Genomic DNA, 14,175 nt, shown 5'->3' with positions numbered 1-14,175 from the left:
CCTATGCTAGCTGTCTGATCCTGCACCTAGCCGGAGCCCCTATGGCCAACAAGAAATCCATGCCGACCGACCTTGCCCTGCGCATCGCCACCGCCATGCATCAGATGGGCATCGATGCCATCCCCCGGAATTACGAACTGGTCTACGAAGCCTATGGTGGCGCCAATCCGGACCTGGTGCGCGACTTCATTGCGCTCGGCAAATACAAGTCGCAATCGGCGCTCGACGAACTTGGCCGCAAATATCTGCCGCATCATCATGAAGCCAGCGTATTGGCGCGGTCGACGACGATCGTGCGCGACGAGATGAGCAATTTCATGAACCTCTTGTCGCGTGAAAAAGACCAGCTCGATGATTATGGGCGGCTGATCAGCGAGGCAACCAAGGCGCTGGTCGTTTCCGGCGGCGAAAGCCAGATGGCGCTGCAGAACTCCATTCAGGCTCTGAAGCGGGCCACCGAGCGGCAGGTGTCGCACAATGCCGAAATGGAGCAGAGCGTCACCGCGCAATCCACCGTGATCGCCGGAGTGCAGAAAGACCTTGCCGATTTCGAGGCGCGGAAATTTTCCGATGCGGTCACCGGGCTCGCCAATCGCCGGGCCTTCAACAAGGCGCTCGCCAAGGTCTACGCTGATCCCGATCTGCCGCTTGCTTGTGGTATTGCCGTTGCCGAGCCCGATACCAGCCGGCGGCTGTCGGGAGAACAGGCGGCCGCATTGGCCGAACCGCTTGCCCGGCATATCGGTGGCATTATCCAGCAAGCGTTTCCCTCAAGCGAACTGGTCGCCCGTTTCGACGGAACCCGTTTCGGTTTTCTGGTGGGGACGGGTGAGGAACGGGAAGTGGTGCGGCTCGTGGCGCTGCTGCGCTCGGCCCTGCGCAGCACGCATTTTACGCATCCGAAAACCGGGCGCGATCTCGGCTGTGTCACGCTATCGGTCGGCATCTGCATGTCGGATGACGCCACCAATGCCTTCGATCTCGTTAATACGGCCGAAAAGGCGCTCGCCAGGGCGCAGGGCAAAGGTGGCGATCAGACGATCGTGCATGGCGCCGAGAGTGAGCCGCTGCCCGGGCGAGACTGGCTGATCTACAAGCAGTGATCAAAGGCTACCGATGATCTTGCGGAGCTCTGCATTGCGGGCGCCGAGCAGAAGCACGTTCTTCAATGCCTCCTTGGGGTCGCGGGTGCGAAACAGCAGTCCGTTGTCATGCACCGCACGGTTGACGGTCAACTTGCCGGCCTCTGCGTCCATCTCCGTCGCCACCGCGAAATACATCCGTGAATAGCCAAGCTTGATCTTCTCGAAGAAGTGCTGGTCGTCGCCGATATCGGAAAAGAAATTGGCAATATAGAACGACCAGCGGACGTCCTCGAACTTGGCGAATTTCGTCCGCGCGGCCGTGACATGGCAATAGCCGAGATGCGGGCTATCGGCCAGCGTCCGGTGAAAAAGCAGTTTTGGGAAGCGGATCGACCGGTGAAAGCTGTTGATCCGGTCATGTGTGACGGAGCCGGCCGTTTCCAGTTTCTTGCCGGTGCGGGCAGCGACTTCCTGGTGGGTCAGGTAGCGCTTCTCGGCCGCGCTCCATTGCTGCTGGTGCCGGTTGATCCGTCCTGTGCGCAGGAATTCGGTATAGACCGCGGCCTTCGGCGATGGTTCCGGCTTCTTGACCACAGCGGTATCGAAATATCTCAAGTTTGACATCGGCCTGTACCAGACTGCGGGTGTGTCGACAAAACACACCGGGACGGAATCGCTTATGAGCCAAAGCTACTGCGTTATGGTTAATGCAGTCTTGCTGGCTGTCAGCCTTTTGCCTCGACCGTGTGCGATGGCGATGGCAGTGTTTTCGCCGTGAAGTGTCGCAAAAGGGCTGCATCCGTGCCGATTGCCGAAGCGCTGGGCGGAAAACCGGATTTTTGCTTCAAATTCAGCCGATCACATTGTTTCTGCTTATAAAATAGTCAGGTTGACGGCGACGCCACGCAATATTTTCCGTGTCGTCTTTCTGGAATCGGATGTCGTTAACTGGCGGCTGTTTTCCAAGGTCTGAGGATTAGATGAAGACACTCAAGGTGCCGCCTTTATAGGGAAGGGCGGAGAATTGGGAAGCCGGTCGAAATCCGGCGCTGCCCCCGCAACGGTGGTGGAGCGAAACCTCGGCAAAAGGCCACTGGAGAAATCCGGGAAGGCGCCGGGACAGTCCGCAAGGACAGCTCCAGAGCCCGGAAACCAGCCTTGTGATGAAATTGATATCTGGGTTGCGGCGGGCAGCCGGAAGGAGAACCACATTAACCACGCGCTCTCCCGGCGCGGCGGTGGTTCCTTTCCTGCCTGCTGCCACCGTAAAAGTTGGCGAGCACAAGGAAATGACCATGGATCTCCGCAGCGAAGTCCTCCGAAAATTGATGAACCGCCGTGACACACATAGTCTCGAGCAGGCCTTCTATACCGATCCCGATCTGTACAAGCTCGACATGGAGCAGATCTGGTACAAGGACTGGCTGTTCATCGGCCACGATTGTGAAATCCCGAAGGCGGGCAATTATTTCACCGCCCAGGTCGGCGAATATCCGGTTGTTATCGTACGCGACCGCACCGGCACCGTCCGCGCGTTGCACAATTCCTGCCGCCATCGCGGCTCGCGCGTCTGCGCCGGCGCCAAGGGCTCATCGGCCAAGCTTGTCTGTCCCTATCACCAGTGGACCTACGAACTGGACGGCAAGCTCCTGTTTGCGCGCCAGATGGGCGAAGACTTCGACAAGAACCAGCACGGCCTGAAACCGATCCATTGTGAAACCATCGGCGGCTACATTTTTATCTGCCTGGCCGACGAGGCGATGGACTTCCAGCCGATGCGCGACATGGTCTCGTCCTATCTGACGCCGCACAATCTCAAGGACACCAAGGTGGCCTTCGAAAGCACGATCATCGAGAAGGGCAACTGGAAGCTCGTCTGGGAAAACAACCGCGAGTGCTATCACTGTGCGGCGAACCATCCGGAACTCTGCCGCACCTATCCGGAGGCGCCGACGGCGACCGGCGTGCAGGGCGCCAAGGACGATCCGGTCATCGCCGCCCATTGGGCGCATTGCGAAGCGTCGGGTTTGCCAAGCGAGTTCAAGATGGATCAGAGCGGCCAGTTCCGCGTCGCCCGCATGCCGCTAATCGAGGGTGCGGAAAGCTACACCATGTCCGGCAAGCGCGCCGTCAAGCGCCAGCTTTCCGACGATGTCAGTCAGAGCCATATCGGCACGCTGCTGCTGTTCCATTACCCTAGTACCTGGAACCATGTGCTGGCCGATCACGCCATCACCTTCCGCGTCCTGCCGCTTGGTCCGGAACTGACCCAGGTCACCACAAAGTGGCTGGTGCACAAGGATGCCGTCGAGGGAGTCGATTACAACCTTGAAGAATTGACCCATGTCTGGACGGAAACCAACGACCAGGACCGCCAAATCGTAGAGGAAAACGCCTTCGGCATCCGCTCGCCCGCCTATCAGCCCGGACCCTATTCGCCGGAGCACGAAGGTGGCGTGATGCAGTTCGTCGAATGGTACACCAACTTCATGCAGGGCCGGCTCAAGGGCATTGCGACGTCGCCATCTCTGGTTCGGGTTGCTTGACATGACGATTGTTTCCTCCTTCCGGCACTTCGACGAGCTGCAGCCGTTCAACGATCGCCAGCAATTGCTGGAGTGCATTTCCGTTACCGCGGAAGGGCCGGACGTGATGACGTTCGGCTTCAAGGCGGACAAGGACAGCTGGTTCCGTTATCTGCCGGGCCAGTTCGTCACACTCGAACTGCCGGTGACGCCGGACGATCCGGTGATGCGCACCTACACCCTGTCCTCGACGCCGTCGCGGCCGTTTTCGGTGGCCGTGACCGTCAAGGCCCAGGCATCCAGCATTGGTACACGCTGGATGTTCGACCACCTAAAGCCGGGCATGAAGCTGAAGGCTTTCGGGCCGCTCGGCGATTTTTCCTTCGTGCGTCATCCCGGTGAAAAATATCTGTTCATCTCCGCCGGTTCCGGGATCACGCCGATGATGTCGATGACCCGCTGGATGGCCGATTGCGCGCCGCAGACGGATGTCTCGTTCCTGTCCTGCGCCCGCCAGCCGGATGATCTGCTGTTCCGCGACGAGCTGGAAAACATCTCGCGCAACATGCCGAACCTCAATCTCGGCTTCATCGTCGAGACCCATGCGCCGCGTCACAGCTGGCACGGGCTGCGCGGCCGCATCGAGACGTCCAAGCTGGCACTGCTGGCGCCGGATTTCCGCGACCGCACCGTCTTCTGCTGTGGTCCCGAGCCGTTCATGCGCGGCGTCAAATCGATGCTGGAAAGCGTCGGCTTCGACATGAACCGCTATCATGAGGAGAGCTTTCAGCCAGCCAGCGCGCCGGATCCGGCCGAGCTTGCCATCCGGGCCGGTGCGGGCGAGGCGGATGCTTCCGCTGTGTCCACCATCACGTTTACGATGGCGGGCAAGGACGCCAAGTGCCAGCCCGGCCAGACCATCCTGCAAACGGCGCGCGCCGCAGGTGTGCGTATCGGGGCTGCCTGCGAGGGCGGGTTGTGCGGCACCTGCCGGGTGATGAAGATTTCGGGCGAGGTCGAGATGAACCACAATGGCGGCATCCTCGATGATGAAATCGATGAGGGCTACATCCTCGCCTGCTGTTCGCGCCCGATCGGGGACGTGCAAATCGAGGCATGACGGTCTGTAAATACGCAGTTTGAACGGCCGCTGCTCCTCACGCCCGGCCGGGCGTGAGGAGCAGCCAATCGTACAAGGGGCATGCCCTGAAAGGCCGACGCGGCCGAGTTCGTCTATCGGCTGAAATACCCCTGGATCAGGATTCCGGCACGACCGGGTTTGCCACTGCGGCCGAGCGGCAGGCTGCAAACACGTCAAGCGCCGGATTGTAGACCTTGGTGATGACGTTCATCATTCCCAGGACGGTATGAAACAGGTTGTCATGCGAAGTCGGGGCGTCGGCATAGGTTTGGAGGCAGCTCCGATCGAGGTTTGTCAGCTGAGCATACTGGTCTGAGAACCAGGCGATGAAGGGTACGTGCGTCTGCTCCGCTGGCGCGAACATGTAAGGCGCGCCATGAAGGAACAAGCCGTTCTCGCCGAGCGACTCGCCGTGGTCCGACATGTAGATCATCGCGCCATCGACAGTGCCCTGATGCTTCTTCAGAAGCTTGATCACTTCGGCGAGGTTATGATCGGTGTAGAGGATCGAGTTGTCATAGGCATTGACGATCTCCTCGCGTGAACAGTCGGAGAGCTGCGCGGTGCGGCAATCGGGCGTGAAGCGGCGGAATTTTTCCGGATAGCGCTGATAATAGGCCGGGCCATGGCTGCCGAGCTGGTGCAGAACGATGACGGTATTCTTGGTGATGCCGGCAAGTTTTTCATCGAGTTTGCCGAGGAAAATATCGTCCAGGCATCCATCGTCCTTGCACAGCGGGCTGTTCTTCTGCTTGGTCAGGCTGGCAAAGCTGACGAGATCGGCAATGCCCTTGCTGCCGGTATTGTTGTCCCACCAATAGCCGTCAACACCAGCGCGGCGCAGAACATCCATCAGCGTATCGGTAGAGCGGGCCTTGCGGTCGGAATAGTTTTGCCTGCCATAGACGGAAAACATGCAAGGCAGCGAAACGGCCGTTGCGGTTCCGCAGCTGGTCGTCTTGGTAAAATTCGTCACGCCAAGCGTTTTCAGTTCCGGATTGGTCTCCCTGTCATAGCCATTGAGCGAAAAGTTCATGGCCCGGGCAGTTTCGCCAGCGACGATGATGGTGACGACAGGTTTCTTCGTTTGCGCGTACATGGGGCCGAGTTTGGCGTCTGTGCCGAGCGGAGCCCGCACGATGCCGATATCGCGATAGGTGCTGACCCCAAGGCCGATCGCGGAGGTGATGGCTGCAAACGGCGTCAGCTTCGCCATCATGTCGCGATGTTCGCGGATATTCGAAGAAATTCCCGAATAGTTCGAGACAATCAGCCCGATGCACAGGGACAGGCAGATGGAAATGACCGCGAGGTTGACAAAGAACTTGCCGATGAAAGGACGGTGAGTGATCCGTGTCAGGCAGACCAAAATGGCCGGCACAATTCCGTAGAAGAAGACATGCAGGACGAACGTGACCGTGATCAGAGGGCCGGCTTCCGCCGGCGTTGTTACCACGGCGTTGCGGATCATTTCCTTGTCGATCACCACACCGAAGAAATCCGTGTAGTAGGAGGCCATCGCACCAGCGATCAGGAGGAAGACCAGAAACGGTTTGATCAGGTACTTGACCGAGAACAGCACGACGCCTGCGAAGACAAGCAGGGCGATGGCCGCCACGAACGTATAGAAGCCCAGGTGGAAGCCGCCGAACACATAGAAGGCTTCATTCCAGAACGTCAAATTCTGGAGGCTCAGGATGAAGAGGACGACCAGCAGGCTGAGCGGTATGCTGCCCATGGTGGGCCGCTTGATAGAGCGAAAATTCAAAACAGGCTCCGGCAATCAAGGCAGGGATGATGACTATTCCCTTCTCTTGCGCTCGCCGGCTGACAGGAGGCTGAACGTCTGCAACAGGTGTATTCTGGCCTGAAAAACCCGCAGACGTGGCGATGGAAGCCGTGGCCGGATCGTTTTGGGGGCGGAAACCAGTTGGCGCGGCGCACTGCTCAGTGCCCCGCCCTTATCCCTCAGAACAGAAAATCACCGGCATCCAGTGCGGCCATCTTCACATTCTTCAAGAGGATACTATCGCCGTGCAGTCCATCGATGAAGACGTCCTTGCCGACCTGCTTCATGTGGTGCTGCACCAGATCCTTGTAATCGGTGATGCTGGCCAGGCCGCTGAGGTCGAGGATGTCGTGGCTTGAACCGGTGGCGGCAAAGTCTGTGATCGTGTCCTTGCCGTCTCCGGTGGCAAAGACGAACTGGTCGGCGCCGGCGCCGCCGGTCAGGATATCGGCGCCGCCATGACCCCAGATCATGTCATTGCCTGCCTTGCCGTCGATAATGTTCTTGCCGTTATTGCCGTGCAACTGGTTTGCCAGCGCATTGCCGGTGCCATTGATGGCCGCCGTGCCGTTCAGCGTCAGGTTTTCGAAGTAGTTGCCGAGCGTAAAGGAAACCATTGTTTTGACGAGATCGGTGCCGCCGCGGGCAGCCTCCGAGAGTTTGATCTTGGCATCGCTGATCACATAGACGTCGTTGCCGTTGCCGCCGTAGATCGTGCCGTTGACCTTGCCGCCCGTGCCGTCGAAATAGTCGTTGCCGTTGCCGAGCTTGATCGCGCCAGTGATCGTGCCTTTGTTGAACAGCGTATCCGCACTATTGCCGCCCAGAAATGCGGTTCCAGCCGATTTGATCAGGCCGCTGTTTTGCAGGATTGCTTTGCTCGCACCGGAAAAATCGATCGTGGCCAGCGATGCAACCGTGCCGGTGACGGTGCCGTAATTGGTCACCGTCTCGCCGGCTCCGGCCACCTTGATACCGCCGCCTGCCGTGATCGTCTTATTGTTGGTAATGATCGTATCGTCGGCCGAGACCGCAATGGCGTATCCGGAGGTCTTGATCAGGCCGTTATTGGTGATCGTTCCGCCATCACCAGCAACTGTGATCGCGTTCTTCAGTGCCGTGACCGTGCCGCTATTGGTGATGATGGCCGCAATGCCGGTTGCGAGGATCGCGCCAGCCTTCGCCGAGATGACTGCCCCATCATTGGTGATCGTCGCGTTGGCACCGGAAGAGGAGATGGTTGTTCCATAACCGGTCGCGGTACCGTGATTGGTCAACACCGCAGCCTTGCCGCTGGAAACGATCGCCGAGGCCTTGTCGGAGCGAAGTTCACCATTGTTGGTCAAAAGTGCCGAGGCGCCGCTCAGGGTCACCGCATTCGACGCTGCGCGCGCCGTTCCATGGTTGATGATTTCGGCGCTGCTGCCGGAAGAGGCGATGGCGATGCCGGCCGTGGATTCGATCAGGCCGGTATTGACGAGTTTGGTGGCCTGTCCAGCAGCCGTGACCGCAGTCAGGCGTGCAGCGACGGTGCCGTCATTGATCAGTTCCAGGCCGCCGCTATCGATCCTCAGGCCATATCCCTTGCCGGAAACATTTCCTGATTTGCTGACGACGAACGTACTCTTGCTATCAGCCACCGCGGTCGTGCCGAACTGGAAAGCATATCCGGATGCCGAAAGCACCGTGCCGTTGATATAGAAGTCACGCGCCGTCGCTGTGCCGGTGGCCAGAATGGCAGTCGCAGCCGTGCTGAGCGTGATCCCCTTGTTCAGGATAAACATGCTGCCTGTTTCAAGCACCGGCACCGGTTCGGTGCGGTTGCTGCTGATTACGATTTTTTCGGTCATCTGCCCATCATGTGCAGTGTCATTGCCTTGGTTTCAGGTTCTCATACGGCAAAGAGGTAAACAGGCTACCCCCGACACGGCATTTCCAGCCTTATGGTAAATTCGTGGCGGCATCGCAATGGCGATTTCTAGCGAAGGCCGAGCGGAATTGACATTTTGGCGATCGATCCCGTCACGGTCATATCGACGCCTATGCCAGCGCCCGAAAAAGAAACTGCTTTGCCCGAGGCGATCATGACCGGTCTTTCCAACGGTTTTTCCGGCAGCAGTTCGCCCTTGGCCCAGACCGCCTTGAGCGCCGTGGCACTCATCGCTGCGACGTTGACGTCGATATCCGTCAACGTCCCCGCGACGCGATAGGGGCAGCGCCGCTTGCCGCAGTTGGATGCTGCTGAGAACTGCCAGAGCGCGTAGCTATCCCAGTTTCCCATCGGAAAGACATTGCGGATTCCTGGCTTGTAACGGGCATACCAGAGCGGCAGACGCGACAGGATCGGGAAGCGGTCGCGATTGGCAGCAATATATCTGGCAGTGGCGTGATTGGTGTAGAGCATCGGGTAACGGCCGGTGCGGGTCCTGATATGACCGGCGAAAATGGCCGCATCCTCCAGCGACATGTATTTTTCCGGGTCGATCCCCTCGATATCGAGCACCATCAGTTCGTCGTCGCGCGGCTGGGCATAGTCGAGGAAGTGATTGGCCTGGTCGACTGGATTGCCGGGACGGGCGAGATGGTAGGCCCCCCAGAGCAGGCCGCTTGCCCGGGCAATCAGCCGCCGTGTCTGGTAAAGTTCGCGGCTGACGGCATATTTGCGCCACATCGTCTTGCAGTGGGCCACCGTGTCGCCCGCGTGATCGCCGGTACAGGCAAAGCTTTCCGGTAGTCCGTCGGATGCCTTGGAGATGAAACCGGCAATGCGCTTGTCCTTCAGCATTGCATCCCAGTCGATAATGTTGAGTTCGTAGGCGTCGATCACCAGGGCATGGTCCGGTGATTTCCACGGGGTGACGTCGCGGGCCAGTGTTTTGGGGATCAGGCCGCCGCCAGAAAACAGCGCGACGCCGAGGCAAGCGGCGAGGCGGAAAAACTTGCCCAAGCGTGCTGTCCGGCGCTTTTCCATCTGAAGAGGGTGCGCAAAGATGGTTAACGGAGGATTAAGCCTCAAACCTCTTCACCGCGACCCGGGCATAACACATCTGGCGCGTGTGCGCCGGACATGCTTAGTTGTGGTGCCGTGGAACAAAACCAGGCACAAAGCGTTCTACCGGCAAGACAATATTGTCCGAAAGCAGTTGATGGAGGAGCCCCGCATGGGTGTTTTCAAATTAAAGGTGGCATCGTTGGCGCTGTCTGCCGTTTTGCTGGCAACGTCGTTTACGCCATCGCAGGCCTTTACCCAGATCCCGGTTCCGGTCGCCGCTGAACGGTCGAATGTTGAAGCCGTGCAATATAATCGCTACGGTGAGCGCCACTACAACAACCGGCCGCGCTACAACAACAACAGGCGCTACTACAATAACAACAGGCATGGCTATTATCGCCATGGCGGATATTCTTATTACAACGGTCATCGCGGCTATAACTATTATCGCCCCGGATACCGCGAATATAACGGCTTCTGGTTCCCGCTGGGTGCCTTTGCCGCCGGTGCCGTGATCGGTGGGGCTATTGCCCAGCCGCCAGTCCGGTATGGCGGCAGCCATGTCGAGTGGTGCTACAATCGCTATCGCAGCTACCGTGCTTACGACAATACCTATCAGCCGAACAACGGCCCACGCAGGCAGTGCAATTCACCCTACTGACGGGACGCGTTGATCAGCACAGACTATCGGCCGGGGACCTCGTCTCCGGCTTTTTTTGTCAGAGAATTCCGATCCGCTTCAATATCGTCCAGGCCACGCCCATCGACATCATGATCAGGAAACCTGCCAGAAGGGTGCCGTGAATGCCTTCGGCAAAAGGCAGGCCGCTGGTGTTCATGCCGAAAAAGCCGGTGACAAGCGTCGGCGGCAGGAGGAAGGCCGTCATCAGCGACAGGATGTAGAGATGGCGGTTTGTCTCTGACGACAGCTTGCTGTCGATCTCTTCATGCAACAGGCGGGCGCGTTCCTGCAACGCGAAGACATCGCGGTCGACCGCTTCCAGCCTGTCAGACAGGCGTTCGGCAACGTCAATGAAGCCTTCCGGCACTTCGTCCTCCTCAGAGGTTCCAGCCCGGCGTAGCAGCGCCAGCAATGTGCGCAAATGCCGGTGCAGCCGAACGGCGGTGCGTCGCAGCGGCGCCAGCCGCGGCTGATGATTATGCCCGGCCTCGCCATAAACATCATCCTCGATGATGTTGAGGTCTTCCGTTAATTCCAGAACCAGGCTGATCAGCGTGCGCTGGAATTCGACCACCATCATCTCGAACAGATCGATCGGCCGGCCGCAGCGGGCATTCTTTTCAATTGCGGCCTTGACCCTGTCGATACTGCGCAGCGGGTGCAGCCGCGTGGTAATGATGATTTTTTCGGTGACGGCAAAATGCAGCCAGCCAATGGTTTTCGTCTCCGTATCGAACGTGCGTTCGAAATCGACCAGTGTGCCATAGACGATATCGTCGGATATCGTCACTGCCGCTTGCGTGTCATGGCTGGTCAGCGTTGAAAGCGCATTTGCGGGCAAGGTGGTGATGCGTTCGATCAGGCCGGGGGTGCGCGCATCGCTCAGTGCCAGATGCAGCCACACCCAGCCGTCGCCTTCCATCAGAGCGTCGATGGACGAATCAGCGGCGATCCGCACGCAGCGGCTGTCGCCCGGCAGGAAGCGATAGGCCCAGACGAGCCCCGGTATTTCGGACGAGATCAGGTTCATGCTGCATTGTTCCGGCAAAGGGCCAGACTTCGCTGTATGCGGGTTTCATGACAGTTTTGTTACGGTGCGATCTGAAGGGCAGGGAGAGCGTGAGCAGATCGAATATTGACGTTTACGTAAAAATCAATAATTTCTCGGTCCAACGACGACGCCGCTGCTGGACTGCCATGCAGCAATGTTATCATGTAAGTGCGGGAGGAGACCAATATGTACAAGGCGCCGGTTGACGAAGTTCTGTTCACGCTGAAGCATGTGGCCGGGCTTGGCGAGGATCTGGCTGCAGGTATTTTCGGCGACCTCGACGAGGATCTCGTTGATGCGATCGTTGGTGAAGCTGGGCGCTTTGCCACCGAAGAAGTGGCACCGCTGGCCGATGTCGGCGATCGACAGGGCTCGAAGCTCGTTGATGGCAAGGTGCAGGTGCCGGACGGCTGGGCCGGTCTCTATCGCGACTGGGCGGCCGGCGGCTGGAACAGCCTGACGGCCCCGGAAGAATTCGGCGGCCAGGCGCTGCCGCATATGCTGCATATTGCCGCCATGGAATTCTGGAATGCCGGCTCGATGGCCTTCGCTCTGGCCCCGATGCTGACCATGGGCGCCGTTGATGCGCTTGAAAAACATGGGTCACCGGCACTCAAGGCCACCTTCCTCACCAAGATGATCTCGGGTGAATGGACCGGCACGATGAACCTGACCGAGCCGCATGCCGGTTCCGACCTCGGCGTGCTCAAGACCCGTGCCGAGCGCCGGGACGATGGCACCTACCGGATTTTCGGCCAGAAGATCTTCATCACCTGGGGCGATCATGAGGTTACAGACAATATCATTCACCTGGTGCTGGCGCGGATCGCCGGGGCTCCCGAAGGGACGCGCGGCATCTCGCTGTTCCTGGTGCCGAAATTCCTCGTTAACGCGGATGGTTCGCTCGGCGCCCGCAATGATTTGTTCTGCCATTCGCTGGAGCACAAGCTTGGCATCCATGCCTCGCCGACCTGCACCATGGTCTATGGCGATGGCCGCTTCGGTGATGACAAGGGCGCCGTCGGTTATCTCATCGGCGAGGAGAACAAGGGCCTCAACTGCATGTTCACGATGATGAACAATGCCCGTCTTGCCGTCGGTATCCAGGGCGTGGCGATGGCCGATGCTGCCACCCAGCATGCTTTGAACTATGCCCGCGAGCGCACGCAGGGCAAGGCGCCGGGCTGGAAGGGCACGGGTATGAGCCCGATCATCGAGCACCCGGATATCGCCCGCACGCTTTTGACCATGAAGGCGCTGACACAGGGCGCCCGCGCCATCGCGCTGAGCTGCGCCCATGCGGTCGATCGGGCGCATGTCTCTGAAGGCGACGAGGCCCGTCACTGGCAGGAACGCTCCAGTCTCCTGACGCCGATCGCCAAGTCCTTCGGCACCGATGTCGGCGTCGATGCTGCCTCCATGGGCATCCAGGTACATGGCGGCATGGGCTTCATCGAGGAGACCGGTGCGGCGCGCTATCTGCGCGATGCCCGGATCGCGCCGATCTATGAAGGCACCAACGGCATTCAGGCGATCGATCTCGTCACCCGCAAGCTGCCCCTGTCGGATGGCGGCCATGTGCGCGGCTTCATTGCCGAGTTGAAGGCGGTGGCTGAAGAGGCCGGTTCCTCCAATCTTGCCGATTTCGGGGAAACCGGCAGCCGTCTCGATGATGCGATCGCCGATCTGGAAGAGACGACGGAATGGCTTTTGGCGCGTCTTGCCGAAGGCAAATCCGCCGAAGCGCTTTCCGGTGCCACCGCCTATCAGCGGCTGTTCGGCTTGACATTGACGGGTGTCTATCTCGCCAAGGGCGGATTGGCAGAGGTGGACGACGGTGGCCGCGATGTCCGCATCGCGCTCTGCCGGTTTGCCGCTGAAAACCTTCTATCCGAAACGCGCGCGCTCAAAGACAGCATTGTCACCGGTGCAGCAAGCCTTGCCAGCGCCCGTATCGCTCTTGCCTAATTGAACACTGGCCTGATCAAAGGAGATGACCATGACCGATGATGTGCTGATCGAGCGGCCCGAGGCCTATGCGGGCGTTCAGGTCATCCGCTTCAACCGGCCGGCCAAAAAGAACGCCATCACCCGGGCGATGTACGCGAAGATGGCCAATGCACTTACTGTCGCCGGAACCGACGAGCCCATCCGCGTCACGGCTTTTCTCGGCACCGAAGGCTGCTTTTCGGCCGGTAACGACATGGCTGATTTCATGGCCTTTGCCATGGGCGGATCGATGGGGCAGGAAGTCATCGAGTTCCTGAAGGCGCTGGCGAGTGCGGCGAAACCTGTTGTTTCCGGCGTCGATGGCCTGGCGATCGGCATCGGCACGACCATCCATCTCCATTGCGATCTGACGATCGCCTCTGAGCGCTCGACCTTCAAGACGCCCTTCGTCGATCTGGCCCTGGTGCCGGAGGCAGCCTCCAGCCTGATCGTGCCGCGCATCGCCGGTCATCAGCGCGCCTTTGCGCTTCTCGCCGCCGGTGAACCCTTCACCGCCGCAGAGGCGCAGGAAGCGGGGCTGATCTGGAAGATCGCCGGTGCCGATGCCATCGAGGAGGAGGTGCTGGCGCTGGCCGCAAGCCTGGCGAAAAAGCCACCGGAAGCCCTGCGCATCGCCCGCGACCTTATTCGGGGTGACCGCTCCGATGTGCTGGCGCGAATCGACGAGGAGGCCAAACATTTTGCCGCGCAGTTGAAGAGTGCCGAAGCCCGCGCTGCTTTCGAGGCTTTCATGCGGCGTTGATTGGGCTTCAAAGATTAAGTTTAGTGCTTTCCGCATCCCCCTCTGTCGGCGACGCCGACATCTCCCCCACAAGGGGGGAGATTAGCCGCAGGCTTTTAGGCTTTTTGGGAAAAGAATGATCTCCCCCCCTTGTGGGGGAGATGTCACGAAGTGACAGA

At 59.4% G+C, this 14,175-nt stretch carries 11 protein-coding genes and 1 riboswitch; of the genes, 6 read left to right on the top strand and 5 right to left on the bottom strand.

Features of this window, described 5'->3' with window-relative positions:
- Window positions 1–41: 41 nt before the first annotated feature.
- A complete protein-coding gene (locus ASD36_RS02550) occupies window positions 42–1,103 on the top strand; it encodes a diguanylate cyclase (protein WP_060504819.1) in 1,062 nt (353 codons plus the stop codon).
- Here ASD36_RS02550 and ASD36_RS02545 read toward each other — a convergent pair whose 3' ends face one another.
- Window positions 1,104–1,709, bottom strand: coding sequence for a DUF6656 family protein (locus tag ASD36_RS02545; protein WP_060504820.1), 606 nt, complete (start codon window positions 1,707–1,709; stop codon window positions 1,104–1,106). It abuts the gene before it with no gap.
- 352 nt (window positions 1,710–2,061) lie between these two features.
- Window positions 2,062–2,261, top strand: a riboswitch (cobalamin riboswitch).
- A gap of 119 nt (window positions 2,262–2,380) precedes the next feature.
- On the opposite strand from ASD36_RS02545, the gene ASD36_RS02540 reads away from it, so the two are divergent.
- Together ASD36_RS02540 and ASD36_RS02535 are read left to right on the top strand one after the other, a co-directional pair.
- Window positions 2,381–3,631, top strand: coding sequence for an aromatic ring-hydroxylating dioxygenase subunit alpha (locus ASD36_RS02540; protein WP_060504888.1), 1,251 nt, complete (start codon window positions 2,381–2,383; stop codon window positions 3,629–3,631).
- 1 nt (window position 3,632) lies between these two features.
- Window positions 3,633–4,730 (top strand): hybrid-cluster NAD(P)-dependent oxidoreductase, encoded by a 1,098-nt coding sequence (locus ASD36_RS02535; RefSeq protein ID WP_060504821.1) that lies wholly within the window; start codon window positions 3,633–3,635, stop codon window positions 4,728–4,730.
- 136 nt (window positions 4,731–4,866) lie between these two features.
- Here ASD36_RS02535 and ASD36_RS02530 read toward each other — a convergent pair whose 3' ends face one another.
- The 3 genes from ASD36_RS02530 to ASD36_RS02520 form a co-directional block, all read right to left on the bottom strand.
- Complete coding sequence (locus tag ASD36_RS02530) at window positions 4,867–6,519, bottom strand: phosphoethanolamine--lipid A transferase (protein ID WP_244482192.1); 1,653 nt, start codon at window positions 6,517–6,519, stop codon at window positions 4,867–4,869.
- A gap of 200 nt (window positions 6,520–6,719) precedes the next feature.
- A complete protein-coding gene (locus ASD36_RS02525) occupies window positions 6,720–8,390 on the bottom strand; it encodes a calcium-binding protein (protein WP_060504823.1) in 1,671 nt (556 codons plus the stop codon).
- Between the two features lie 128 nt (window positions 8,391–8,518).
- A complete protein-coding gene (locus ASD36_RS02520) occupies window positions 8,519–9,511 on the bottom strand; it encodes a GH25 family lysozyme (protein WP_060504824.1) in 993 nt (330 codons plus the stop codon).
- A gap of 190 nt (window positions 9,512–9,701) precedes the next feature.
- Here ASD36_RS02520 and ASD36_RS02515 point away from each other — a divergent pair, with 190 nt between their 5' ends.
- The gene (locus ASD36_RS02515) at window positions 9,702–10,193 is read left to right on the top strand and encodes a BA14K family protein (protein WP_060504825.1); all 492 of its coding nucleotides are present in this window, start codon (window positions 9,702–9,704) and stop codon (window positions 10,191–10,193) included.
- Window positions 10,194–10,251: 58 nt separating this feature from the next.
- Here the strand turns inward: ASD36_RS02515 and ASD36_RS02510 are convergent, their stop codons facing one another.
- A complete protein-coding gene (locus ASD36_RS02510) occupies window positions 10,252–11,244 on the bottom strand; it encodes a transporter (protein ID WP_060504826.1) in 993 nt (330 codons plus the stop codon).
- A gap of 207 nt (window positions 11,245–11,451) precedes the next feature.
- Here ASD36_RS02510 and ASD36_RS02505 point away from each other — a divergent pair, with 207 nt between their 5' ends.
- Both ASD36_RS02505 and ASD36_RS02500 read left to right on the top strand, forming a co-directional pair.
- The gene (locus tag ASD36_RS02505) at window positions 11,452–13,233 is read left to right on the top strand and encodes an acyl-CoA dehydrogenase (RefSeq protein ID WP_060504827.1); all 1,782 of its coding nucleotides are present in this window, start codon (window positions 11,452–11,454) and stop codon (window positions 13,231–13,233) included.
- A 31-nt stretch (window positions 13,234–13,264) separates the two neighbouring features.
- On the top strand, window positions 13,265–14,017 hold the full coding sequence (locus tag ASD36_RS02500) for a crotonase/enoyl-CoA hydratase family protein (RefSeq protein ID WP_060508729.1): 753 nt from the start codon (window positions 13,265–13,267) through the stop codon (window positions 14,015–14,017).
- Window positions 14,018–14,175 lie beyond the last annotated feature (158 nt).

It is taken from the genome of Rhizobium sp. Root1334 (genome assembly GCF_001426665.1).
In the GTDB taxonomy this organism is placed as follows: domain Bacteria; phylum Pseudomonadota; class Alphaproteobacteria; order Rhizobiales; family Rhizobiaceae; genus Pararhizobium.
The sequence above is the reverse complement of the archived record's forward strand: the minus strand, read 5'-3'. Positions and strand labels throughout refer to the sequence as shown.